This is a genomic window from Roseomonas sp. FDAARGOS_362, assembly GCF_002754815.1.
Lineage (GTDB): Bacteria > Pseudomonadota > Alphaproteobacteria > Acetobacterales > Acetobacteraceae > Roseomonas > Roseomonas mucosa.
This window is the reverse complement of the sequence record NZ_CP024588.1, coordinates 1,804,686-1,829,090: the sequence shown is the minus strand read 5'-3', so window position 1 is coordinate 1,829,090 and position 24,405 is coordinate 1,804,686. Positions and strand designations below refer to the sequence as shown.

20 protein-coding genes and 1 riboswitch are annotated in these 24,405 nt (G+C 72.9%); of the genes, 13 read left to right on the top strand and 7 right to left on the bottom strand.

What is annotated here, in order from left to right:
• Positions 1-15: 15 nt before the first annotated feature.
• The 3 genes from thiC to CTJ15_RS13395 form a co-directional block, all read right to left on the bottom strand.
• Positions 16-1,845, bottom strand: coding sequence for a phosphomethylpyrimidine synthase ThiC (gene thiC, locus CTJ15_RS13405; protein ID WP_058389873.1), 1,830 nt, complete (start codon positions 1,843-1,845; stop codon positions 16-18).
• Between the two features lie 90 nt (positions 1,846-1,935).
• Positions 1,936-2,058: riboswitch (TPP riboswitch) on the bottom strand.
• 65 nt (positions 2,059-2,123) lie between these two features.
• Complete coding sequence (locus CTJ15_RS13400) at positions 2,124-2,414, bottom strand: hypothetical protein (RefSeq protein ID WP_019461983.1); 291 nt, start codon at positions 2,412-2,414, stop codon at positions 2,124-2,126.
• Positions 2,415-2,658: 244 nt separating this feature from the next.
• The gene (locus tag CTJ15_RS13395; protein WP_099781618.1) at positions 2,659-4,905 is read right to left on the bottom strand and encodes a mechanosensitive ion channel family protein; all 2,247 of its coding nucleotides are present in this window, start codon (positions 4,903-4,905) and stop codon (positions 2,659-2,661) included.
• A 443-nt stretch (positions 4,906-5,348) separates the two neighbouring features.
• On the opposite strand from CTJ15_RS13395, the gene CTJ15_RS13390 reads away from it, so the two are divergent.
• The 6 genes from CTJ15_RS13390 to CTJ15_RS13365 all read left to right on the top strand — a co-directional run bounded on the left by CTJ15_RS13390 (position 5,349) and on the right by CTJ15_RS13365 (position 10,727).
• Complete coding sequence (locus CTJ15_RS13390) at positions 5,349-5,543, top strand: twin transmembrane helix small protein (protein ID WP_058389783.1); 195 nt, start codon at positions 5,349-5,351, stop codon at positions 5,541-5,543.
• Between the two features lie 148 nt (positions 5,544-5,691).
• A complete protein-coding gene (locus tag CTJ15_RS13385) occupies positions 5,692-6,441 on the top strand; it encodes an electron transfer flavoprotein subunit beta/FixA family protein (protein WP_019461986.1) in 750 nt (249 codons plus the stop codon).
• A gap of 1 nt (position 6,442) precedes the next feature.
• Positions 6,443-7,369: an electron transfer flavoprotein subunit alpha/FixB family protein gene (locus CTJ15_RS13380; protein WP_019461987.1), complete on the top strand. Its 927-nt coding sequence runs from the start codon at positions 6,443-6,445 to the stop codon at positions 7,367-7,369.
• Positions 7,370-7,505: 136 nt separating this feature from the next.
• On the top strand, positions 7,506-8,342 hold the full coding sequence (locus CTJ15_RS13375) for a 3-hydroxybutyryl-CoA dehydrogenase (RefSeq protein WP_058389789.1): 837 nt from the start codon (positions 7,506-7,508) through the stop codon (positions 8,340-8,342).
• A 94-nt stretch (positions 8,343-8,436) separates the two neighbouring features.
• Positions 8,437-9,567, top strand: coding sequence for a DUF898 family protein (locus CTJ15_RS13370; RefSeq protein ID WP_079253527.1), 1,131 nt, complete (start codon positions 8,437-8,439; stop codon positions 9,565-9,567).
• Positions 9,568-9,569: 2 nt separating this feature from the next.
• On the top strand, positions 9,570-10,727 hold the full coding sequence (locus CTJ15_RS13365) for a M48 family metallopeptidase (RefSeq protein WP_058389785.1): 1,158 nt from the start codon (positions 9,570-9,572) through the stop codon (positions 10,725-10,727).
• Here CTJ15_RS13365 and CTJ15_RS13360 read toward each other — a convergent pair.
• Positions 10,714-11,217 (bottom strand): pyridoxamine 5'-phosphate oxidase family protein, encoded by a 504-nt coding sequence (locus tag CTJ15_RS13360; protein ID WP_019461991.1) that lies wholly within the window; start codon positions 11,215-11,217, stop codon positions 10,714-10,716. The two genes, CTJ15_RS13365 and CTJ15_RS13360, sit on opposite strands and share 14 nt — an antisense overlap.
• A 125-nt stretch (positions 11,218-11,342) precedes the next feature.
• Positions 11,343-13,205, bottom strand: coding sequence for a glycosyltransferase family 39 protein (locus CTJ15_RS25135; RefSeq protein ID WP_058389786.1), 1,863 nt, complete (start codon positions 13,203-13,205; stop codon positions 11,343-11,345).
• A gap of 186 nt (positions 13,206-13,391) precedes the next feature.
• Here CTJ15_RS25135 and CTJ15_RS13350 point away from each other — a divergent pair, with 186 nt between their 5' ends.
• Together CTJ15_RS13350 and CTJ15_RS13345 are read left to right on the top strand one after the other, a co-directional pair.
• Positions 13,392-14,633 carry a transcription antitermination factor NusB gene (locus tag CTJ15_RS13350; RefSeq protein WP_058389787.1) on the top strand — a complete coding sequence of 414 codons (1,242 nt, stop codon included), beginning with the start codon at positions 13,392-13,394 and terminating at the stop codon, positions 14,631-14,633.
• A gap of 38 nt (positions 14,634-14,671) precedes the next feature.
• Positions 14,672-15,484 (top strand): IS5 family transposase, encoded by an 813-nt coding sequence (locus CTJ15_RS13345; RefSeq protein WP_027281464.1) that lies wholly within the window; start codon positions 14,672-14,674, stop codon positions 15,482-15,484.
• A gap of 31 nt (positions 15,485-15,515) precedes the next feature.
• Here the strand turns inward: CTJ15_RS13345 and CTJ15_RS13340 are convergent, their stop codons facing one another.
• Entirely contained in the window at positions 15,516-15,953 is a 438-nt protein-coding gene (locus tag CTJ15_RS13340) for a GNAT family N-acetyltransferase (protein WP_058389788.1), read from the bottom strand.
• A 191-nt stretch (positions 15,954-16,144) separates the two neighbouring features.
• Here CTJ15_RS13340 and CTJ15_RS13335 point away from each other — a divergent pair, with 191 nt between their 5' ends.
• Positions 16,145-18,175, top strand: coding sequence for an AsmA-like C-terminal region-containing protein (locus CTJ15_RS13335; RefSeq protein WP_193009676.1), 2,031 nt, complete (start codon positions 16,145-16,147; stop codon positions 18,173-18,175).
• A gap of 27 nt (positions 18,176-18,202) precedes the next feature.
• Here the strand turns inward: CTJ15_RS13335 and CTJ15_RS13330 are convergent, their stop codons facing one another.
• The gene (locus CTJ15_RS13330; protein ID WP_019461996.1) at positions 18,203-19,264 is read right to left on the bottom strand and encodes a tripartite tricarboxylate transporter substrate binding protein; all 1,062 of its coding nucleotides are present in this window, start codon (positions 19,262-19,264) and stop codon (positions 18,203-18,205) included.
• 323 nt (positions 19,265-19,587) lie between these two features.
• Here CTJ15_RS13330 and rpe point away from each other — a divergent pair, with 323 nt between their 5' ends.
• The 4 genes from rpe (at position 19,588) to CTJ15_RS13310 (ending at position 24,320) form a co-directional block, all read left to right on the top strand.
• Entirely contained in the window at positions 19,588-20,286 is a 699-nt protein-coding gene (gene rpe, locus CTJ15_RS13325; protein ID WP_058390080.1) for a ribulose-phosphate 3-epimerase, read from the top strand.
• Positions 20,283-22,073, top strand: coding sequence for a heparinase II/III family protein (locus tag CTJ15_RS13320; protein WP_058390079.1), 1,791 nt, complete (start codon positions 20,283-20,285; stop codon positions 22,071-22,073). Before rpe ends, CTJ15_RS13320 begins: the two co-directional genes overlap by 4 nt.
• A 60-nt stretch (positions 22,074-22,133) precedes the next feature.
• Positions 22,134-23,243, top strand: a complete 1,110-nt coding sequence (locus CTJ15_RS13315) for a glycosyltransferase family 4 protein (protein ID WP_019461999.1) — start codon at positions 22,134-22,136, stop codon at positions 23,241-23,243.
• A gap of 147 nt (positions 23,244-23,390) precedes the next feature.
• Complete coding sequence (locus tag CTJ15_RS13310; protein ID WP_099781616.1) at positions 23,391-24,320, top strand: glyoxylate/hydroxypyruvate reductase A; 930 nt, start codon at positions 23,391-23,393, stop codon at positions 24,318-24,320.
• Positions 24,321-24,405: the final 85 nt, after the last annotated feature.

Sequence of the window (24,405 nt, the reverse complement as noted above, 5' to 3'; positions counted from 1 at the left end):
CCCGGCGTGCCGGCCCTATTCCGCGGCGGGGCTGTAGATCTGGCTGCCGCCGTCGCGGAAGCGTTCCGCCATCTCGGCCATGCCTTCCTCGGCGGCGGCGCGGATGGCCTCGTCGCGGATGTCCTGGCTGATCTTCATGGAGCAGAACTTGGGTCCGCACATGGAGCAGAAATGCGCGACCTTGTGCGCCTCCTTGGGCAGCGTCTCGTCATGGTAGGCGCGCGCCGTTTCCGGATCGAGGCCGAGGTTGAACTGGTCCTCCCAGCGGAACTCGAAGCGCGCGCGGCTCAGCGCGTCGTCCCAGGCCCGCGCCGTGGGGTGGCCCTTGGCGAGGTCGGCGGCATGGGCGGCGATCTTGTAGGCGATCACGCCGGCCTTCACGTCGTCGCGGTCCGGCAGGCCCAGATGCTCCTTCGGCGTGACGTAGCAGAGCATCGCCGTGCCGAACCAGCCGATCATCGCCGCGCCGATGGCCGAGGTGATGTGGTCATAGCCCGGCGCCACGTCGGTCGTGAGCGGGCCGAGCGTGTAGAAGGGCGCCTCGCCGCAGACTGCGAGCTGCTTGTCCATGTTGGCCTTGATCTTGTGCATCGGCACATGGCCGGGGCCCTCGATCATCACCTGGCAGTCGTGCTTCCAGGCGACCTGGGTCAGCTCGCCCAGCGTTTCCAGCTCGGCGAACTGCGCCGCGTCGTTGGCATCGGCGATGGAGCCCGGGCGCAGGCCGTCGCCCAGCGAGAAGGCGACGTCATAGGCCCGCATGATCTCGCAGATCTCGTCGAAGCGGGTGTAGAGGAAGCTTTCCCGGTGATGCGCCAGGCACCACTTGGCCATGATCGAGCCGCCGCGCGAAACGATGCCTGTGACGCGCCGCGCGGTGAGCGGCACATGGGCGAGGCGCACGCCGGCATGGATGGTGAAGTAGTCCACGCCCTGTTCCGCCTGCTCGATCAGCGTGTCGCGGAACACCTCCCAGCTCAGGTCCTCGGCCACGCCGCCGACCTTCTCCAGCGCCTGGTACAGCGGCACCGTGCCGACCGGCACGGGGGCGTTGCGCAGGATCCATTCGCGCGTGTCGTGGATGTTGCGCCCGGTGGAAAGGTCCATGATGGTGTCGGCGCCCCAGCGGATCGCCCAGACCATCTTGTCCACCTCCTCCGCCACCGAGGAGCTGACCGCGGAATTGCCGATATTGGCGTTGATCTTCACCAGGAAGTTCCGCCCGATTGCCATCGGCTCGGATTCCGGGTGGTTCACGTTGTTCGGGATGATGGCGCGGCCGCGGGCGATCTCGTCGCGCACGAATTCCGCCGTCACCACATCGGGGATGCTGGCGCCGAAATCCTCGCCGTCGCGGATGACCTCGCGCAGCATCTCGCGGCGCATGTTCTCGCGGATGGCGACGAACTCCATCTCCGGCGTGACGATGCCGCGCCGGGCATAGGCCATCTGCGTCACCGCCGCGCCGGCCTTCGCCTTCAGCGGGCGGATGCGGCCGGGGAACTGCGGCACGCGGTGGCTGTCGGACACGTTGCCGTTGTCCTCCGGCCGGATGGCGCGGCCCTCGGTCTCCTCCACATCGCCCCGGGCGCGGACCCAGGCGTCACGGATGCGGGCGAGGCCGCTCGCGATGTCCACCTTCGCCTCGGGGTCGGTATAGGGGCCGGAGGCGTCGTAGAGCGTGACGGGCGGCTCCTTGGCGGAGGGATGCACCGCGATCTCGCGAAAGGGCACGCGGAAGCCGCGCGCCGGGCATTCCACATAGACGCGGCGGGAGCCCGGGATCGGGCCGGTCACGACCTCGCCGATCGCCGGCGGGGATTTCGGGGGAAGGCTGTCTGGCACGGTCGGATCTCCTGCACCTGCGCATGGTCGGAGATCCGGGTCGTCTGGTGTGACGTCGGGGTGGGACGCCTACGGAATCATATCCCGGCCCGTGGCGGTCCGTTCCTGTCCCTTCGCCGGCATGACCCGGATCAGGTTCAAAGGGTCAGCGCGGCGGGCAGGATGCCCCAGCGCTATCTCAGCCCCTGGACCGGGACCCCCCTTGGAACATGCCCGCATCAGGGCCACGCGGCGCGGGCCGTGTCAACGGGCGCGGCCGCCCTCGCGGCTTCGTGTGCTCAGGCGGCGACGGCGAGCACCGCGGGGCCGCGCTCCATCTCGCCCTGCTCCACCTGGAGCTCCAGCACGCCGACGAGGCGGGCGAGGTCGCCGCGCACGAGGTTCACCATCTCCGCCGGCATGGCCTTCATGCCGAAGGACAGGCGCAGCGTGCCGCCCTCGCGGTGCGAGGCGAAATGGTCGGGCACGAGGTCGCGCTTGGCGAAAGGCTGCATGGCGCGCGGCAACAGGCCGGGCGAGGGCTCGGCGAGCAGGCTGAAGCGGGCGGCGACGGGAAGGTGGTCGGACATGGCTCTGGAGGCCTCCGGACAAAACGCGGCGAAGAGGGGGTGACGGATCATTGTCCCGGCCGCTCTTCGCCCGCCTCGGAGGGGGATGGCCCCCCGGGCGGCGCTCAGGCGACCGGGCGTGTAATTCGCCGCGTGAAGGTCCGGACCGTCATGCTTGCGAGCCTAGGACGGGCTTCGGGCGGCTGTACAGGCGGCCCGGACAAAACCGGCGCGGAGCTGGCCCGCGCCGGAGGCATGGCAGAGGTCAGGCACTCGCGCCGGTCGCATGCATCTGGTCCTCCTCCGTGGCGGCCTTGCGCCAGGGGGAAGGGATGACGATGCCCAGCTCCTCGAACCTCGCCTGGATGCGGCGGTTCATCTCCCGCCCCACCGGGAAGCGCTGCGAGGGCTCGGTCTTCAGCCGGGCGCGCAGCACCACGCCGGTCTCCAGCAGGCGATCCACGCCCATGACGTCCAGGTCGTCGCGGATCGCGCCGCTCCAGCGTGCCTCGGCCCGCATCTCCTTCGCGATCTGGCGCAGCACCTCGGCCACGCGGTCGGTGTCCTCGCCATAGGAGAGCGAGAATTCCAGCATGGCGAAGGCGAAGTCGCGGGTCATGTTGGTGACCGAGGTGACGGCGGAGAAGGGGATGATGTGCACTGACCCGTCCACCGCGCGCAGGCGGATGGAGCGGATCGAGAGCCGCTCCACCACCCCGGTCTGCGGCGGCGTGCCGAGGGTGACGCTGTCGCCCACCGCCACCGCGTCCTCCAGCAGCAGGAAGAGGCCGGTCACCACGTCCTTCACCAGCGTCTGCGAGCCGAAGCCGATGGCCACGCCGACGACCGAGGCGCCGGCGATCAGCGGCGCCACGTTGACCCCGATCTCGCTCAGCACGTTCAGCACCAGGAAGATCAGGATCACGATCATCAGCGCCGTGCGCATCATCGGCAGCAGGGTGCGTACCCGGGCCGAGCGCGCAGCCTGGCCCTCGCGCGAGGCCTTGGTGAGCTGGCGGGCGATGGCGCTGTTCGCCACCTCCCACACCAGGATGGCCACCAGCGCGCTGACGCCGATGGAGCCCAGCGCCCCCAGGATGCGCGAGCCCAGCCGCCCCTGGGTGAACCAGGCGAAGGCGCCGATGCCCCAGGCCTCCAGCAGCAGAAGCAGGGCCGCCACGGTCAGCACGCCGCTCACCAGGCTGCGCAACAGGGGCCCGTAGCGGGTGGCGCGCAGCTCCAGCCCGGGATAGCGGGCGGCGAGGCCGGCGGGAAGCGCCATGGCGCGGTCCAGGAGCTGGCGCAGGCCGACATCGAGCCCCTTGGCCACGCCCAGGATCAGCAGCGTCGCCCCGGTGCCGCGCAGCAGGCGCGAGAAGCCGTCCGGTACCTCCAGCGCCCAGACGCCCCAGAGCGCGAGCAGCCAGAGGATCACCACCACGTGCCAGATCTCGGCCAGGCGGTTGCGCAGCGTGCGCAGCGCGGCGCGGGATCCCGAGGGCTCCTCGCCGGGCGGCAGGGCCGGGGCGCGCAGCAGCCCGGCGACCACCTGGCGCTTCTGCACCACGACGATGACCAGCATCAGCGAGACCAGCAGCATGATCAGCCGGATGATGCCGTCATGCACCGCCCAGGGGACGCCGAACTGCAGGCTGGCCTCCGCCAGCGCATAGCCGAAGACCGACAGCCCCACGATGCGGCGCAGCCAGCGGGTGAAGTAGGCCGCCGTCTCGTCCGGCATGCGGACCAGCCGCAGATGCGCCGAGGCGGGCGAGAGCAGCATGCGCGAGGCCATCATGATGGCCCGGCACAGCACATAGGCATTGTTGATGGTGAGCAGCACCAGCTCCGTGGTGGGCAGGGGGCGCACCGCCTCCACCATCGGATAGGCGACCAGGGCGAAGCCCAGCACCGGCAGCAGGTCCAGCAGCAGGCGCCCGGCCACGACGGGCACGCGGCGCAGCCAGTTCCAGCGGCCGCCCGGGGCCGGGGCCATGGCGTCCAGCCGCCGGCGCGGCACGCGCAGCAGGTGATAGACCGCGATCTCCGCCAGCACGCCCAGGCCGAAGGTCAGCAGCATCTTCCAGGCGGCATCGGTGATGCGGACCCGCGCCACCGGGTCGCGCGCCACGCCGGAGGCCCAGGAGGCCACGGCCGGCAGGTCGGCGAGCACGCGGGCACCGGCCATGACCTGGTCCAGCGCATGGCGCAGGCGCTCGGCCGCGCCGCTGGCGATCTGGCCGACCAGGTTGTTCGGCACCACCACGGAGCTGGCCTGGGGCGTGGCGGGAGCCTCCGCGGTGGGGGCGGCCGCGGCGGAGGGCGGGGCGGCCGCTCCCTCCACAGGCGCGGCGGAAGAGGCGGATGCGGGCGCCGGGGGAAGGGCCCCGGCGGGGGCTTCGGCCGGGGCGGGGGTGCCGCCCTCGCGCCTGGCCCGCTCGGCCGCGCCCAGGGTTTCCAGGCTGCGGATCAGCTCGTTGCGGCGGGTCTCGTCGCGCAGCACGCCCAGCATGCGCTCGGCCTCGCCCGGCGGCAGGCTGGCGGCGCGGCCCGGGCTGGCGGGCTGGTTGCCGTTATGGGCGGCCGGCGGCGGAGCCGGGCGCGGCGCCGGTGAAGCCTCGGCGGGGCGGGGCGGGGCAGCGGGCGCTGCCGGGGCGGGGGCACCGCCTGCGCGGGCGGCAGGGGCTCGGCCGGCGCCATCTGAGCCAGCGCCATCCGGGTCAGTGCCCCTGGGCTGGCCAGGGGAAGCGGCAGGGCCAGGATCAGGCTGGCCAGGAGCAGCAGGGCCAGAAGCCTGGCGAAAGGGCGACGGGGCATGGTGGCGCCTTGGACCGCGCCCCGCCGTGCCGGTCAATCGGGCATCGCCGCCGGGCACCCTCGCCAGCCATGCGGGCGTCCGGCGGCGATGCGGGCCGGGGCGTTGCACTCCGGCCGTTCCGGCACAACTCTGATCGCATGATCACGCTCCTCACCATCCTGGTGGCGCTCGCCATGCTGGCCACGCTCGGTGTCCTCTTCGCCGGCATGATCGGCATGGTGGGCGGAACGGGGGCCGGGGCGCGGTCCAACCGGCTGATGCGCTGGCGCGTCGGGCTCCAGGCCCTGGCGCTGGGGCTCTTCGCCCTGCTCCTGCTGCTGACGCGCCGCTAGGGGGGGGGGCATCGTGGCAGGGGTTCCCCGCCTTGCCAGCCCGTAATTCCCTGCCCTATGGTCCGCGGCACCTGGTCCGCCGATGCGCGGGCCGATCCTCCGGCGGGCACTGGTCCCGCCATCGTCTCGGGAAACGGCTGGAAACAAGATGAAGCTTCTCGTGCCCGTGAAGCGGGTGGTGGACTACAACGTCAAGGTACGGGTGAAGTCGGACGGGACGGGCGTCGAGACGGCGAACGTCAAGATGTCGATGAACCCCTTCGACGAGATCGCGGTCGAGGAAGCGGTGCGCCTGAAGGAGAAGGGCATCGCCACCGAGATCGTGGCGGTCTCCGTCGGCCCCACCCAGGCGCAGGAGCAGATCCGCACCGCGCTCGCCATGGGCGCCGACCGCGGCATCCTGGTGGAGCAGGAGGGCGTGGTCGAGCCGCTGGCGGTGGCCAAGATCCTGAAGGCGCTGGCCGGGCGCGAGCAGCCGGGGCTGATCGTGATGGGCAAGCAGGCCATCGACGACGACATGAACGCCACCGGCCAGATGCTGGCGGCGCTGCTGGGCTGGGGCCAGGGCACCTTCGCCTCGAAGGTGGAGATCGCCGACGGCACCGCGAAGGTGACGCGCGAGATCGATGGCGGGCTGGAGACGGTGTCGCTGAAGCTGCCGGCGGTGGTGACCACCGACCTGCGCCTGAACGAGCCGCGCTATGCCTCGCTGCCCAACATCATGAAGGCGCGCAAGAAGCCGATCGAGACGGTGAAGCCCGCCGACCTGGGCGTCGATGCGGGCCCGCGCCTGACCACGCTGAAGGTCGAGGAGCCGCCGAAGCGCCAGGCGGGCGTGAAGGTGGGCTCGGTGGCCGAGCTGGTGGACAAGCTGCGCAACGAAGCCAAGGTGATCTGAGATGAGCGTCCTCGTCCTGGCCGATCACGACGGCGCCGCCGTCAACCAGCCGACCCGTTCCGCCATCGCCGCCGCCCGGAAGCTGGGCGGCGAAGTGCATCTCCTGGTCTCCGGCCCCGCCGCCGCGGCGCAAGCCGCCGCCGGCATCCCCGGCATCGCCAAGGTGCTGCATGCCGAGGGCGACGGGCACATGCTGGCCGAGCCGCTGGCGGCGCTGCTGGTGCAGCTGGCGCCCGGCTACTCCCACCTGCTGGCCCCCGCGACGGCGGTGGGCAAGAACGTGATGCCGCGCGCCGCCGCGCTGCTGGACGTGCAGCCGGTGAGCGACATCTCGGGCGTGGTGGATGCCGATACCTTCGTGCGGCCGATCTATGCGGGCAACGCGCTGGCGACGGTGAAGTCGGCGGATGCGACGAAGGTGATCACGGTGCGGGCCGCCTCCTTCGACCCGGTGCCGGCCGAGGGCGGCTCCGCCCCGGTGGAAAGCGCGGCGGCGGCGGCCGATCCGGGGGTGTCCAGCTTCGTGGGTGCCGAGATCGCGAAGAGCGAACGCCCTGAGCTGACGGCGGCGCGGGTGGTGATCTCGGGCGGCCGCGCCATGGGCTCGGCGGAGAACTTCGCGATCCTGGACAAGCTGGCGGACGGGCTGGGCGCCGCGGTCGGTGCCTCGCGCGCGGCGGTGGATGCGGGCTATGCGCCCAACGACCACCAGGTGGGGCAGACCGGCAAGATCGTGGCGCCGGAGCTCTACATGGCCTTCGGCATCTCGGGGGCGATCCAGCACCTCGCCGGCATGAAGGACAGCAAGGTGATCGTGGCCGTCAACAAGGACGAGGAGGCGCCGATCTTCCAGGTCGCCGACTACGGCCTCGTGGGCGACCTCTTCACCATCGTGCCGGAACTGACCGCCGCCCTCGACAAGGGCTGAGCAGCGGCGGGCTTCGGCCCCCGTTCCGGAACCGCCCCGGCCCGCGGCTCCCGCGGGGCGGGGCGGCGCTGCAACATCGCGAGAGGGAGAAGAGGCTTTGGAGATCGCTTCCGTCGGCGTGATCGGCGCCGGGCAGATGGGCAACGGCATCGCGCAGGTCTGCGCCGTGTCCGGCCTCACCGTGACGCTGGTGGATGTCAGCGAGGCGGCGCTGGAGAAGGCGCGCGCCACCATGGCGAAGAACCTGGACCGGCAGGTGGCCAAGGGCACGATCCAGGCCGCCGACAAGGAGGCCGCGCTGGGGCGCATCACGGCCGGCACCGACATGGCGGGGCTGGGTGGCTGCGACATCGTGATCGAGGCCGCGACCGAGCGCGAGGAGCTGAAGCGCAAGATCTTCGCCGGGCTCTGCCCGGGGCTGAAGCCGGAAGCGATCCTCGCCAGCAACACCAGCAGCATCTCCATCACCCGCCTGGCCAGCGCGACGGACCGGCCGGGTCGCTTCATCGGCATGCACTTCTTCAACCCGGTGCCGGTGATGAAGCTGGTGGAGGTGATCCGCGGCATTGCCACCGAGGAGGCCACCGTGCGGGCGGTGGAGGCGCTGGCGAAGCGCCTGGGCAAGACGGTGGCCTCGGCGGAAGACTATCCGGGCTTCATCGTCAACCGCATCCTGCTGCCGATGATCAACGAGGCCGTGACCGCCCTGCAGGAAGGGGTGGGCGACGTGGTGTCCATCGACACGGCCATGAAGCTCGGCACCAACCAGCCGATGGGGCCGCTGGAACTGGCCGACTTCATCGGCCTGGACACCTGCCTGTCCATCATGCGGGTGCTGCACGAGGGGCTGGGCGACAGCAAGTACCGGCCCTCGCCGCTGCTGGTGAAGTATGTCGATGCCGGCTGGCTGGGCCGGAAGACGGGCAAGGGCTTCTACGACTATTCGGGCGAGACGCCGAAGCCAGCGCGTTAGGCAAAATCCAGAAAAAGAGATTTTGCCTATACACCTTTGGGTTGCACCAATGCGATAATTCTCCGGACGAACGGTTCGGAGAGCGATTCGAAGGATGTCCAGCCAGGGACCAGTGCCGGAGCATGCCCCGGGGGCCGCGCCCGGCCACCGCCTGCGCTATGACGGGCGGCTGGGGGATCTCTACCGGATCTTCTTCCTCAATCTTCTCCTGACCGTGCTGACCCTCGGCATCTGGCGCTTCTGGGCCCGCACGCGGCTGCGCCGCCATGTCTGGCAGCACCTCAGCCTGGATGGGCAGAGGCTGGAATATACCGGGACGGGCGGAGAACTGTTCCGGGGCTTCCTTCTCGCCCTTCTCGTGATCGTCCCGCTCCTGTTCGCCATGGGCCTGACGCAGATGCTCGCGCCGGAGGCCGCGCGGCTGGCTTCCTTCGCCCTCTACCTGCCCGCCGGCCTGCTCGGCTTCGCTGGTGCCTTCACCGCTCGCCGCTATCTGCTGAGCCGCACCCTGCTGAACGGGGTCGCCTTCCACCTGTCCGGCTCGCCCTGGCGCTATGGCGCCGGGATGCTGGGACGGATGTTCCTGAGCTTCCTGACCCTGGGCCTCTCCCTGCCCTGGATGGCCGCGACCTCGCTGCGCTGGACGCTGGGCGAGACATCCTATGGCACGGCGCGGTTCACCTTCACCGGCCGGGGCGGTCAGCTTTTCCCGTGGTATCTGCTGGCGGCCCTGCTGGCCGCCATCCTGACCTTCGCCGCCGTGGCGGCCTTCCTGCTGCCGCCCATCCTGCAGAACGCGGCGCTCTTCCAGGGCGGGGGCCGGGTGGACCCGGCGGTGCAGGATGCGCTCGGCAAGCGGCTCATGGTGCTGATGCTGCCCGTGGGCGGGGTCTTCCTCCTGTCGCTCCAACTGGCCGGGTCGCTGATCCAGGCTGCGCAGTGGCGCCTGACGGTGCGGAGCACGAGCCTGGAGGAACTGCGCTTCCGCAGCCGGCGCGGCACCCTGCGCGTCGCCCTGTTCCTGTTCGACAATGCGCTTCTCGTCTGGCTCAGCCTGGGGCTGCTCTGGCCCCTGGCGCAGCACCGCTCCCTCTGCTTCTTCGCGGACGACCTGCTGCTGTCCGGGGAGATGAGCCTGGCGCGGGTGTGGCAGGCGGAAGGCTACCGCCCCGGCCATGGCGAGGGGCTGGCGGATGTCCTGGGCGCCGGGGCCTCGGTCTTCTGAGAATGGGCGCGGACAGGCCGGGCGATGGGGAATGGGCCGCCACCCTTTATGACGGGCGGAGCGCGGCCGGTTCCCCCGCGATGGTCCGCCTCGCCGATGGGGAGCTTCACATCCGGGTGGAGGGCGGAAACGGGCATGGGATGGCCTGGGCGCTTTCCGGGCTGCGCGTGACCCTGGATCTGCCGGGCGAGTTCGGGCTGTCCTGCGCCTGGGGCAGTTCCCGGGACGGCATGCGCCTGCTGCTGTCCGGCGACAGGGCGAAAGCCCTTCGTGACGCCCTGCGGCGCGAGCAGGGCTGGACCCGGCAGCACCGGCGGCGACGGGTCGTGGCCGCGCTTGGCGTGCTGGCCGCCTGCCTGGTGCTGCCCGCCTTCCTCTTCGGCGGCCCGGTCCTGGCGGATATGGCGGCTCGCCTCGTTCCAACGGCGACGGAGCGGTCGCTGGCGGACCGGATCCTCGCGGACCACCTGTCCATGCCGCGCTGCACGCAGCCGCAGGGGCAGGCCGCGCTGGACGGTCTGGTGCGAAGGCTGGCGCCGGATCTGGCGAATGTCGAGGCGATGGTGCTCGATGGCCCCGCGGTGAACGCCTATGCCCTTCCCGGCAGGCGCATCGTGCTGATGCGGGGGCTGCTGGACCAGGCCGGGGACAGCGCCGAGGTGGCGGGAATCCTGGCGCACGAGCTGGGCCATGTGTCCAGGAATCACGCCATGCGGGCCCTGGCGCGTGCCATGGGGCTGCAACTGCTCACCGGCTACGTGACCGGCTATGCCGGGATCAGCGCCCCGGCCGCGGGGGCGGCCGTCCTGTCCGGAAGCCGGGGTTTCGAGGCCGAGGCGGATGTCTGGGCCGCCGCCGCGCTGGAACGCAGCGGGATCGGCACCGGGGGGCTGCGCGATTTCCTGACGCGCATCGCCGACAGGGAAGGGAGGGAGCCGGCGATCCTGGGCTATCTCAGCACGCACCCGCCCACGGGCCGGAGGTTGTCCGACCTGCCGCCGGTGCCGGCGCGTGGCCCAGCCCTGGACGATGCCTCCTGGGCGGCGCTTCGGGGGATCTGCGGATCGCGTCCGCCGGGGAGCCGGCCCGTGGCACCGCCACGGGACGGGCTCTGGGACCGGGCCGCCCGGGACCGCCCAGAGGAGATCAGGCGAAGCTGACCTTGGCATTCTCGCCGCCCTGGGGCGGCTTGCCGGTGGCCATGGCCTTCACATAGCCATAGGCGTGCAGCATCTTCGAGGAGGGCGCGTCCCAGTACTCGGCGCCTGCCACCTCCACCGCGATCAGCGTCAGCGAGGGGTCCTCCGGCCCTTCCGGGAACCAGGCGCGCATGCCTTCGCTCCAGAGTTCCTTCTGCTTCGCGGGGTCGGTGAAGCTCTTCGCCTCGCCGGAAAGGCTGACATAGTCCTGCTTGCCCGGCTCGGCATAGGACAGCAGCACCCGCGCATCGGCAGCGATCTCCCGCACCACGGGGGAATCCTTGCGGGCGAAGAACCACAGGGTGGTGTCGAAGCTCTCCTGCTGCGCCCACATCGGCCGGCCGCGGAAATGGCCCTGGGCGTCCAGTGTCACCATGGTCGCCACCTTGATGTGCCGGATCATGTCCCAGACCTTGTTCTGGGCATCCCGGTCGCTGCGGGTCTCGACCATGCGCGTTCTCCTCAAAAAGCCGGATATGCGCGCTAACGCCCGCCCCGGCCCGGGGTTCCCCGGTGTGGGCTCCCCGGTGTGGGCTCCCCGGCGCGCGGCTCCCCCGAGCCGGGACGCGGACCCCGCTACGGCGCCACGGTCACCAGGGAGAGTCGCACCCGCCGCCCGCGCGTGTAGTTGTAGCCCTCCACCGCCCCGGCCTCCCGCGCCCGCATCCCGGCGGCGGCCAGCGCGGCCTGGAAGGCGGGCGCCTCGCGGGCCTCGACGGCCACGAGCCGGGTCTCGCCCTCGTTGCGCCCGGCGGCGAGGAAGGCCACCGCCGCCTGCCCGCTGTCCAGCAGCGTGACGCGCGTGCCCAGCGAGAAGATGGCGGAGGGCTCGTGGAAGCCGAGCAGGCCTACGCGTTCCGGCGGCAGCCCGCCGGGGATGCCCCGCCCGGCCTCGGCCACGGCCTGCGCCAGGTGCGGCGCCACCCAGGGCGCCTCCAGCCGGGGGAGGGTGGCCTGCATCACCACCCATTGCAGCGGGACCGACCAGAGCACGGCGGCCAGGGCGGCGCGCGGCCAGCCCTGGGGCCTGGCCGCCCCGCCCGGCCGTGGCATCGGCGGCTGGCCGTTGCCGCGGCCCGATGGCCGCAAGCCGGGAAGCCTGAAGCCGGAGGGCAGGGCGCCAGAGGCCGGGAAGCCCGGGGAGGCAGCGGCGAGGCTGACAACATTCCCGGGGCGGACATGCTCCTCCGGGCCCGACGCCCCGCCACGGGCATGGTGCAGCACGCGCCAGACCAGCACCGCCGCGGCCGGGATGGCGAGCAGGGCGAAGGGGTCCACGCGCCGGTCGGACAGCCAGAATACCACCGAGGGCGCCACCGCCAGCCCGGCCGCCACCAACACCAGCGCGACCCAGCCGAGCCCGGCCAGCCAGCGCGGCGCGGGGCGGCGCAGCGGGTCCATCGCCCAGGCCCCAGCCAGCAGCATCAGCGCCGGGAAGGCCGGCAGGACGTAGTGTGGCAGCTTGGTCGAAACCGCCTCGAAGACGATCCAGGTCGGCGCCGCCCAGGCGAGCAGGAAGCGCGTGCCGGGCTGGAGGCGGGAGGCCCAGGCCCCCGCCAGGGCGCGCAGCACCAGGAAGGCACCGGGAAAGGCGGTCAGGCCGAAGATCAGCAGGTAGGTGCCGGGCGGCGCGCCATGCGCCTCCTCGCCCGAGCCGACCTTGGCCAGCATGTCGTTGCCCACGGCCTCGGAAAAGAAGCGGCCCTGGGTGGCCACGCCGATCGCCACCAGCCAGGGCACGCAGAGCAGTAGCATCAGCGGCACGCCCCAGCCGGGCCGCAGCGCCCGCAGCCAGGGCGCGCGGCGGTCGGCCACGGCCAGGGTGATGCCGGTCAGCAGCGGCACCATGGGCCCGATCGGCCCCTTGAGCAGGATGCCCGCCCCCAGCGCCAGCCAGAAGCCGGCGGCCTGCCGGGGCGTGAAGGTGCCGGGCGAGAGATAGGCCCGGCCCATCAGCCCCATCGAGGCCGCCACCGTGGCGAGCAGCGCCGCGTCGGTCTTGGCGATATGCACCTCGACGCAGAGCAGGATGCTGGCGGCCAGCAGCGCCGCGCCGAGGAAGGCCGCGCGCCGCCCGACCAGGGCCCGGCCGAACTGGAAGGTGGCCAGCACCGCCAGCCAGGCCCCCAGGGCGGAGGGGATGCGGTAGGCCCAGATCCTCCCCCGGGCCGGGATGCCCACCGCCTCCAGCGCCGTGACGGCGCCGGCCTGAGCCCAGTAGATGCCGACGGGCTTCTTGTTGCGTTCCTCGTCCTGCACCCGGATGCGCACCCAGTCGCCGCTTTCCACCATCTGGCGGGAGGCCTGGGCGAAGCGGCTCTCGTCGCGATCGCCGGGCGGCAGGGTGAAGAAGCCGGGGAGCCAGAGGAGCAGGCAGAGGAGGCTCAGCAACAGCCTTGGCCGCCGCGCCTCCGGCAGCCTGTCGAGGAGATGCTGCACCAGTCGATCGATCCCTTGGGGCGACGGGATGGCGAAGGCCGGAACCCGTCCAACGAGGCATGGTTCTTCCGCGTTCCCGTCCGGGACCATGCGCGGTGCCGGAACGGGAACGGGCGCGGGGAAAAACACTCCGCGGCCCTGCCGCCTCTAGCATGCGCGGCACGGCGGGGACATACGGAGCGTGACATGACTATCAATCCGACCAGAAGCACCGCCGCGGCGCTGCTGACCGCCGTGCTGGAACGCCACCGCCCGCTGGAGGAAGCGCTGGACGCGTTGCCGCCGCTGGAGCCGCGTGACCGGGCCGCCGCGCACCGCCTCGCCTCCCATGTGCTGCGCCGCCTGGGCACGATCGACGCGCTGCTGGAGCCCTGGCTGCGGCGGGAGCCCCCGGCCCCGGCGCGGCTGGCGCTGCGCATCGGCACGGCGGACCTGCTCCTGCTCGGCACGCCGCCCCATGCCGCCGTCTCCGCCGCGGTGGGGCTGGCGCCGAAGCCGCTGGCGGGGCTGGTGAACGCGGTGCTGCGCCGCGTGGCCGAGGCCGGGCCGGCGGCGCTGGAGGGGTTGGATTCCGAGCGCCTGGACACGCCGCCCTGGCTCTGGGGCGCCTGGCACGCCGCCTATGGCCCGGCGGTGCGCGCCATCGCCCGTGCGCATCGCGAGCCCGCGCCGCTGGACCTCAGCCTGATGCCGGGCGCTGCCCCGCCGGAAGGGGGCGAGCTGCTGCCCACCGGCACGCTGCGCCTTCCGGCCGGAACGCGCTTCTCGGATCTGTCCGGGGCGGGCGAGGCGCGGTTCTGGGCGCAGGATGCCGCCGCCGCCCTGCCGGCGCGGCTGCTGGCGGCGCGGCCGGGGGAGCGGGTGGCCGATCTCGGCGCCGCGCCCGGCGGCAAGACGGCGCAGCTCGCCGCCGCCGGGGCGAGGGTCACGGCGGTGGAGAAGGATGCGAAGCGCGCCGGACGCCTGGGCGAGAACCTGCGCCGCCTGGGGCTGGAGGCGGAGCTGGCGGTCGCGGACGTGCTGGAATGGGCGCCGGCGGAGCGGTTCGACGCCATCCTGCTGGACGCGCCCTGCACCGCCACCGGCACCATGCGCCGGCACCCGGACGTGCCTTTCCTGAAGCGCGCCTCGGACATCGCGCCGCTGGCCGACCTGCAGCGCCGGATGCTGGCGGCGGCGGCGCGGCAATTGAAGCCCGGCGGGCGGCTGGTCTTCGCCACCTGCTCGCTGCAGCCGGAGGAGGGCGAGGCGCATCTGGCCACGGCCGCCACGCTGGGGCTGGAACTCGATCCGGTGCGGCCGAAGGAGGTGCCCGGCCTCGCCGAAGCCGTCACGCGGGACGGGGCGCTGCGCACCCGGCCCGATCTCTGGTCGGAACGCGGCGGGCTGGACGGCTTCTTCGCCGCCCGCTTCCGGGCGAGGGCCTAGAGGCTGTTGTGGACTGACGTGAGGGCCAGATTTGCGGGATGACCCGCAAGTCCTATCCGTCCGACGTATCTGATGAGGAATGGGCGTTGGTTGCGCCCTATCTGGTGCTGCTGCCCGAGGCGTCGGGGCAGCGGCGCCATGCCTTGCGCGAGGTGTTCAACGGGCTGCGCTACGTGGTCAAGACGGGCGCGCCCTGGCGCTGGATGCCCAATGACCTGCCACCATGGGACATCGTCTACGCCCAGGCCCGGCGCTGGCTGGCGGCGGAGGTGTTCGAGGCGATCGTGCACGACCTGCGGGCCGTGCTGCGGCTGGAGGCAGGCCGCGCGGCCGAGCCGACGGCGGCGGTGCTGGACAGCCGGACGCTCCGATCCACCCCCGAGAGTGGGGCCAGGGCGGGCTACGACGGGGCCAAGCGCAAGCGGGGCTCGAAGGTGCATGCGGCCGTCGATACGCTCGGCCACCTTCTGGCGCTGCACGTCACGCCGGCCACCGCCGACGACCGTGCCGAGGTCGGGCGCCTGGCCGACGCCGTCCAGAATGCCACCGGCGAGAGCGTCGAGATCGCCTTCGTGGACCAGGGCTATACCGGTCCGAAGCCCTCTGAGGCTGCCGCCAGGCACGGCATTCAGCTCGAGGTCGTCCGCCACCACGAGGCCAAGCGCGGCTTCGTCCTCCTGCCCAGGCGTTGGGTGGTGGAACGCTCCTTCGCCTGGGCTACCCGCTTCCGACGCCTCGTCCGCGACTATGAACGCCTGCCCGAAACACTCGCAGGCCTCCATCTCGTCGCCTTTGCTTGCCTCATGCTCAAGCACCTCACCTCAATCACCCAGGTCCACAACAGCCTCTAGGCCGTTTCCCGCACCCCGGGCGGGGCGGCTCCTACCGGCCCGGCTCGCCCAGGGTCTTGCGCAGGAAGTAGCGGGAATGGCCGGCCGGGTAGTCCTCCAGCGTGCCGAAGACGCTGTAGCCGAGCTTCTCGTAGAAGCCCCGCGCCTGGAAGCTGAAGGTGTCGAGCCAGGCGTAGCGGCAGCCGCGCCGCAGCGCCTCCTCCTCCGCCGCGATCAGGATGCGACGGCCGGTGCCCTGGCCCCGCGCTTCCGCCGGCAGGTGGAACATCTCCACGAAGAACCAGTCCCGGGTGGTGCGGCCGATCAGCCCGCCCAGCGGGTGGCCCGTCCCCGGATCGCGCAGGATGACCGCCAGGGGCCGCATCTCCAGCGGCCCGGCCCGTTCCGTGTTGAAGGCGATCAGCCCCCGGAAGACGGTCTCGCGCTCGGCCTCGGCCGGCGAATCGGTGACGGCGATCTGGGCATCCATGCGCCAGGGTGGCCGGCCCGCCTTCCGGGGGCAAGGCCGCACTTGCGGCGCAAGGCGCGGGGCTTTCCCGGGGAAGCGCCGCGAGGCCCGTTCCGCGAACGGCTTGTGGCATGGCGTGCCGATCCCGTACCTCTGCCGGCGCGGAACGGCGGAACCAGGCGCGGGATGACGGGTGGAGCTCAGGCAGGATCATGATTCGCTGGGCCATCCGGATCATGCTGTCGCTGGCGGTCCTGCTGCTGCTGGCGCTGGCCGGCGGCTGGTGGCTGCTGCCGCATCTCGACCTCGGCCCCGTGGCGGGGCGGGTCGGCGGCGCGCTGCTGGGGCGGGACCTGGCCTTCGCCGGGCTGAAGGTGGTGCCCGGGCACTGGACGCGCCTGGAGGTGCGGGGCCTGTGGCTGGCCGGGCTGCCCGGCGCGGCGCCCATGCTGGAGGTCGCCCAGGCCGAGGGCGAGATGGATGTCCTGTCGCTGCTCCAGGGGCCGCCCGTGTTGCGGCACCTGTCGGTTTCCGGCGCGAGGCTGCGGCTGGAGCGGGCGCCGGACGGCACCGGCAACTGGCATTTCCACGCGAAGGGCCAACAGGAGGCCCAAGGGGAAGTCCGGGGGGCTGGCCGGCAGCCGGCCTCGGCACAGCCCCGGGACACGGCCTCCGCTGGCGCGGCCCCAGGGGCGGCTCCCGAGACAGCTCCTGGGGTGCCCGCCGGGCAGGCGGTCCCGCCGGCACAGGGGGCCGGGCCGGATGCCCTGCCGCCGGTCGATCCCCCCGGCCGGGCGGGCTTTCCCGCGCTGCTGGACCTCGTCCTGACCGATGGCGAGGTGGAGATCGCCACATCGGGCGGCAACCGGCTGCATGTCCGGCTCGACCGTGTTTCCCTCGGGGCGGAGGATCTGGACGAGCCGGTGCGGCTCAGCGCCCAGGGGGCCTATAACAGCCTGCCGCTGCGCCTGCAGGTCGATCTCGCCTCCTTCCTGGCGCTGCGCGACAAGAGCGGGCCCTGCCCCGTCACGTTGCGCGTGAATTCCGGCGACACCAGCCTGGGCTTCGGCGGCACCATGGCCGATCCGCTGAACCTGGATGGGGCGAAGGGGCAACTCGTGCTGGAGGCCGCGACGCCGGATGTCCTCCTCGCCATCGCCGGATCGCCGCCGCCGGAAGCGAAGGCAGGCCCGCCGCTCCGCCTTGCCGGCGTACTGGAACGCTCCGGCGACCATTGGCGGCTGCGCGATGCCTCGGGCGCCCTGGGCGGCTCGGCCATCGCGGGCGCGCGGCTGCGGCTCGACGAGGGCGCGCGGGGCGAGCCGGACAGGCTCGCCCTCGACCTGCCCTTCGCCCGCCTGGACCTGAACCGCCTGCTCGGCGCATCCGCCAGCGGCGGCTCGGGGGACACCACCGACCTGCCGCTGGTGGTGGACCGCTCGCCGGGGATGCTGGTCTCGGCCCGGATCAGCGCGGAGCAGCTCGACTACGGCACGCTGCGCCTTACCGGGGCCAGGCTCGCCGCCAGCCTGGAGCCGGGGCGCGTGGTGCTGGAGGACCTCTCGGGCGGCTATCTCGGCGGAAAGGTCGAGGGGCAGGGGGCGGTGGAAAGCCCGGCGGAGCCCGGCCAGCCCGATGCCCGCATCTCCGCCCGGCTCGCCGCCACCGGCCTGGATGTCCAGGCCCTGCGGCGGGAACTCGGCATCGGCCAGATCGACCTCCAGGGCCGGATGGACGGGCATGTCACGCTCAGCGCCCGCGGCGCGACGCTCAACGGCGCGGCGCGGGGCGCGCATGCCTCGGCCGTGGTGGGCATGACGGGCGGCAGCATCGCGCGCGAGTTGATCGAGCTCGCCTCGCAGGACCTGCGGGGCCTGTTCCGCACGGCGCGGGGGCAGAGCGCCATTTCCTGCCTCCTGGGCGTGGTGGACCTGCGCGACGGCGTCGCCACGGTCGCGCCCTTTCGCCTGCGGGCCGAGCACGGGACCATCGCCGGCAATGGCCGCTTCGACCTGCGCCGCCGGCAGATGGACCTGACCGTGGGCAGCGCCCGGTCCACCACCGGCATCCTGGCGCTGGATATCCCCGTGCGGGTCAGCGGCGCCTTCGCCGCCCCGTCCATCCGCCCCGCCCGCTGGACGCCGGAGGGACGCGCCCTGCTGGCCGCCGGCAACGTGCTGGAACGCATCCCGCCCGAACTCCGCGACTATGCCCGCCGCAGCCCCTGTCTCTCCCCTGGCTGAGCGCGGCAGGCTTCGCCCCGCCGGGCGTCACTCCAGCCGGGCGCCAGAGGCCCGCACCACCTCCGGCCAGCGCCGGGCCTCGGCGGTGACCAGGGCGCGGAAACGGTCCGGGCCGGTGCCGGTGATCTCGAAGGCCTGGGCGCGGAGCTGGCCCGACACCTCCGGGTCGGCGAGGCCGGCGGCGATCTCCCCGGCCAGGCGGCGCAGGATGGGCGCCGGCGTGCCGGCGGGGGCGAGGATGCCCTGCCAGGTCACCACCTCGAAGCCGGGAAAGCCGCTCTCGGCCAGGCTCGGCACCCCGGGCAGGTTGGGGTCGCGGCCCGCGGAGGTCACCGCCAGGGCGCGGATGCGTCCGGCCCGGATCTGCTCGATCGCGGCGGGCAGCGTCACCATCAGCGCGTCGATATGCCCGCCGGTGAGGTCGATCACCGCCGGGCCGCCGCCGCGATAGGGCACATGCGTCCAGGCCACGCCCGCCCGCTGCGCCAGCAGCGCGCCGGCGAGGTGGCCAAGGCTGCCATTGCCCTGGGAGGCCATGGAAAGGTTCCCCCCGGCCTCCCGCGCCAGGGACAGGAAGGCGCCGATGTCCCGGGCCTCCAGCCCGTCGCGCACCACCAGCACCTGCGGCGCGCGCACCGCCTCGGCCACCGGCGCGAAGTCGCGCACCGGGTCGTAGCCGGCGCGGGGATAGAGGGCCGGGTTGATGGCCAGAACGTCGGAGCCGACCAGAAGCGTGTGGCCGTCCGGCCGGGCATGGGCGACGTGCTCGAAGGCGATGTTGCTGCCGCCTCCGGCCATGTTCTCCGCCACCACGGGCTGGCCCAGCGTGGCGGTCAGGCGCTTGGCCAGGACACGGCCGAGGATGTCCAGGCTGCCGCCCGGGGCGACGGGGATGATCAGGCGGATGGGGCGGGCGGGCCAATGTCCCGTGCCCTGATCCGTTGCCTGGCTTGCCCCCTGGCTGGTCCCTTGGCCTTCGCTGTCGCCCTGGGCGGGGGCGGCGTGGCCGGAAAGAACCAGGGGTGGCGCGCCCGCGGAAAGCAGGGCAGCGGTGGCGGAAAGCAGGCGGCGGCGGGTGGGGGAGGGCATGGCGGAGGTCGGGGGGACTCTGCGGTTTGGAAATCTTTTCTCCACGACCGCGCCCGCTTCGCAACAGGAAAGGAAATCCTGCCCCGATGTGGCAATCCGGGAGGTGAAATTTTCCCCTCGCGCATGCGGCACGATGCCACGGTGCTCCCGCCCGTCGCCCGCCTCGGGCCTTCGCGCGGAATCGGCGCGCCGGCGGCGGGAAGAGGCGGAAGGGCGTTTTCCCGGAATCGTGAGCCCGCAAGGGGCGGCACTCGTGGCGATCGGCCGCCGCAAACCTATCTCTGGCGGTTGCCCGCCGCCGGACCGGCTGGCAAAACGGCCCCGTGTCCAGATCAGTCCGCATCGCCCCATCCCTCCTGGCCGCTGACTTCGCCCGATTGGGCGAGGAGGTTCACGCCATCGAAGCCGCCGGCGCCGACTGGCTGCATCTCGACATCATGGACGGCCATTTCGTGCCGAACATCTCCTTCGGCCCCTCGCTGGTGCGCGCGCTGCGCCGGCACTGCACGCTGCCCTTCGACGTGCACCTGATGATCGCGCCGGCCGATCCCTACCTGGCCGCCTTCGCCGAGGCCGGAGCGCATGTCATCTCCCTGCATCCGGAGGCCGGGCCGCACCTGCACCGCTCGCTGCAGACGGTCCGGGGCCTGGGCTGCAAGGCGGGCGTGGTGCTCAACCCCGCCACGCCGGTCTCGGCGCTGGAGAACGTGCTGGACCTGCTCGACCTCGTGCTGGTGATGACGGTCAATCCGGGCTTCGGCGGCCAGTCCTTCCTGACCTCGCAACTGCCGAAGATCGAGGCGCTGCGCCGCATGATCGACGCCTCCGGCCGCGACATCGCGCTGGAGATCGACGGCGGCGTCACCGACCAGACCGCGCCGCTCTGCCTCGCGGCGGGCGCCGACACGCTGGTGGCCGGCACCGCCGTCTTCGGCAAGCCCGACTATGCCGCCGCCATCGCCGCGCTGCGCCCGCAGGCCACGGAGGGCGGGGGCGGCGAGACGTTGCGGAGACCGGAATGAGCGGCTGGCTGCGCGGCGCCAAGCGCACCCTGGCCGGGCTCAAGCCGCTGCGCGTGCCCGAGGCGCCGGCCCGCGCCTTCCGCGACCTCTGGCCGGGCGACGCGGCGCGGGGTCAGCGGCTGCTGAAGGGCGAGTTCGAGGTGCTCGGCACCACCGGCCTGCTGCTGCCCGCCGAGGCCGCCCGCGCCACGCCCGGCGCGCCGGAGGCGATGAGCGGCGGCAGCCCCTGCTGGCGCGCCGCGCTGCACGGCTTCGCCTGGCTGCGCGACCTGCGGGCGCTGGGCACGGACAATGCCCGGCTGCGGGCGCGGGCGCTGACCCAGGACTGGCTGTCCCGCACCGGCAACGAGGCCCTGGCCGATGCGCCGGAGGTGGTGGGGGCGCGGCTTTCCGCCTGGCTGGGGCACTGGGACTTCCTGGCCGCGACCGCCGAGGACGGCTTCCGCAAGGCGCTGATGCAGCGGCTGGCGCAGGACGCGCGCGGGCTGGTCGCCGCCCTGCCGGCGCATTGCGAGCACCGCGGCGGGCTGGTGGCGCTGAAGGGCGCCATGGCGGCCGCCGTGGCGCTGGAGGAGGAGGGCTGGCTCACCCGCTGCCTGAAGCTCCTCCCCGCCGAGCTGGAGCGCCAGTTCCTGCCTGATGGCTGCCACGCGGAACGCTCGCCCGCGGTGCATCTGGCCGCGCTGCAGGACCTGATCGAGCTGCGCAACCTCCTGCACGGGGCCGAGCTGGAGGCGCCGCCGCATCTTTCCCTGGCGCTGGACCGCGCCGGCCCGGCGCTGCGCGTCTTCCGCCACGGCGACGGCGGGCTGGCCTGCTTCAACGGCACGCGGGGGGAGGCGGCGCCGCTGCTGGACCTCGTCCTCACCCAGGCCCAGGCGCGTGGCCGGGCACCGCTGATCCTGCCCGACAGCGGCTTCCAGCGCCTGCTCGCCGGGCGGACGCTGGTGATCGTGGATTGCGGCCCGCCGCCGCCGCATGAATCCGGCCCCGGACCGCTGCCGCGCGGCGCCGACCGCTGGCATCATGCGGGCACGCTCAGCTTCGAGATGTCGGTCGGGCGGGACCGGTTGATCGTGAACTGCGGCGCCTCCCCCCTGGCCGAGCCCGAATGGCGCGACGCGCTGCGTTCCACCGCGGCGCATTCCACCCTGGTCCTGGCCGATACCAACAGCGCCGAGCTGCGCGAGGACGGGCTGGGCCGCCGGCCGGAGGTGGTGGAGGCCGAGCGGCAGGAGGCCGAGGGCGCGCAATGGCTGGATGCGACGCATGACGGCTGGAAGAAGATCCTCGGCGCCGTCCATCGCCGCCGCCTCTGGCTCTCCGAATCCGGCGACGACCTGCGCGGCGAGGATGCGGTGGAGGCCGAGAGCCCGGCCGGCGGCTTCGCGGTGCGCTTCCACCTCCATCCCACGGTGAAGGCCTCCGTGCTGGAGGATGGGCGCGGCGTGCTGCTCCGCCTGCCCTCGGGCACGAGCTGGCGGATGCGCGGCGAGGGTGCCGCCCTGGCGCTGGAGGAAAGCCTCTATGCCGCCGGCGAGCCGCAGCCGACCCGCCAGGTGGTGCTGCAGGCGGAACCGGGGACCCAGAGCGTGCAATGGGCGATCCGCCGCGTGCCGCCCGGCGAGTTGCGGGGCGACACGCCCGGCCGGGCCGAAGGGACCGCGCCGGGGGCGCAGAAGGGCATTCCGGGCACGCCGTCGCGGCCGGCCCAGGAGGCGCCCCACAAGGGAGCGGCGCCGGAACCGGCCCCGGGCCCGGCGGCGAGCGGCCCGCGAGAGGACTGACAGGACCGCCATGCACCATCCGTCCGGTCCGGCCGGTGGCCACGCAGGGGGCTGCCGGGCGTGAAGGTCCTGTTCGTCGCCAACGTGGATTTCGCCCTGCGGCACTTCGTGCTGCCGCTGATGCGCGCGGCGCGGGAGCGCGGGCACGAGGTCGTGGGCGCCTGCGCCGAGGGGCCGCTGCTCGACGCGCCTCGGGCCGAGGGGTTCCGCATCGTCGGCCTGCCCATGGCCCGGTCCCTGTCGCCGCGCGCCAACTGGCGGGCGTTGCGGGCGCTGCGGGCGCTGATCCGGGCGGAGAAGCCCGATCTGGTGCATGGGCATTTCCCGATCAGCGGGCTGCTGGCGCGGCTGGCGGCGAAGCTCGAAGGCGTGCCGCGCATCGCCTATACAGGGCATGGCTTCCTGTTCAACCAGCCCGGCCGACCCTGGCGCCGGGGGCTGTCGCTGGGCATGGAATGGCTCGGCGGCCGCGTGACCGACGTCTTCATGACGGTCAGCACCGAGGAAGCGGGCGATGCCCGCCGCCTGGGGATCTCCCGCCACGCCGTGGCCTGCGGCAATGGGCGCGACCCGGCGCTGTTCCACCCCGATGCCGCCACCCGTGCCGAGGTCCGGGCCGAGCTGGGCGCCGCGCCGGAGGACTGCGTGGTGGCGGTGGTCTCCCGCCTCGTGCGGCACAAGGGCCATCCGGAACTGCTGGAAGCCATGGAGTCCGTGCCCGGCGCCACGCTCTGGGTGGTGGGGGAGCGCCTGGCCTCCGACCATGGCGAGGACCTCGAACCGGCCTTCGCCCGGGCGGAGCGGGAGCTGGGCCCCCGGCTGAAGCGCCTCGGCTACCGGCACGACGTGGCGCGGCTGCTGCGGGGGGCGGATGTCTTCTGCCTGCCCAGCCATTTCGAGGGCCTGCCGATGTCGGTGATCGAGGCCATGCTCACCGGCCTGCCGGTGGTGGCGACCGATATCAGCGGCCCGCGCGAGATGGTGCTGGAAGGCGAGACCGGCTTCCTCGTCCCGCCCATGCAGGCGGCACCCCTGGCCGGGGCGCTGCGCCGGCTGGCCGGGGACCCCGCCCTGCGTCGGCGCATGGGCGAGGCGGGGCGGGCGCGGGCACTGGACCTCTATGCCGAGGACAAGGTCGTGGCGCGGACCCTGGACCTGCTGGGCCTCTGAGCTCCGCCCGTCGCGGGGGGAGCCTCGCGCGAGGCGCCGGACGCGCGTCTGCCATGCGCGATGGGCGCGACGGCTGGCACGGCTTTCGCGAGGGAAGCTTCGTGAAACGCCCCTTACCGCGGGTGGGAGATCCGGAGGCCTGATGCGATGGCGATCCTTTGCAGGTTGCACGATGCCTATGGCGACCGTCTGATCGAGGGGCTGCGCGCCGCCCTGCCGGGCGAGGATCTGCGCCTCTGGCCCGAGATCGGCGACCCGGCCGAGATCGATATCTGCCTCGTCTTCCGGATGCCGCCGGGCTTCCTGGCGCAGTTTCCCAACCTGAAGCTGGTGTCCTCCACCGGGGCCGGGATCGACCATTTCATGCTCGATCCGGACCTGTCGCGCCACATCCCCTTCGTGCGGGTGGTGGACGAGGATTTCGCTTCCCGCATGGCGGACTATGTCTGCTGCTGGACCCTGTTCCACCATCGCGAGGTGGCGCATTTCCTGGCGGCGCAGCAGCGCCACGAATGGTCCTACCGCACCATGCGGGCAGCGCGCGAGGTGGTGGTCGGCGTGATGGGGCTGGGACAGATGGGCGGGCTCGCGGCGCGGCGGCTGGCCGGGCTCGGCTATACGGTGCGCGGCTGGTCGCGCACGCCCCGGGCGATCGAGGGCGTGCAGGGCTTCGCCGGCCCGGAGGAATTCGGCGACTTCCTGTCGGGCACGGAGATCCTGGTGAACCTTCTCGCCCTGACCGGGGAAACACGCGGCATCCTCTGCCGCGACACCTTCGCGCGCATGCCGCGGGGCGGGGTGGTGATCAGCGCCGGGCGCGGCGGCCATCTGGTGGAGCAGGACCTGATCGACGCCCTGGCCGGCGGCCAGCTCCGCGCCGCCACGATCGACGCCTTCTCGCAGGAGCCGCTGCCGCCGGAACATCCTTTCTGGACGACACCGGGCCTCTTCGTGACGCCGCATGCCTCCTCCACTGCTTCGTTGGAAAGCACTGTGAACACGCTGGCCGGGAATGTGCTGCGCTTCCGGCGTGGCGAGCCGCTGCTCAACCGCGTGGACCTGTCGCGGGGCTACTGAGCCCCCGCCGGGCCTGTTCGCCGATGCTGACCAACGCGCCGCTGGCCCGGGCGCGGCGGAACGGGTCGAGGAAGACCCAGCCCGT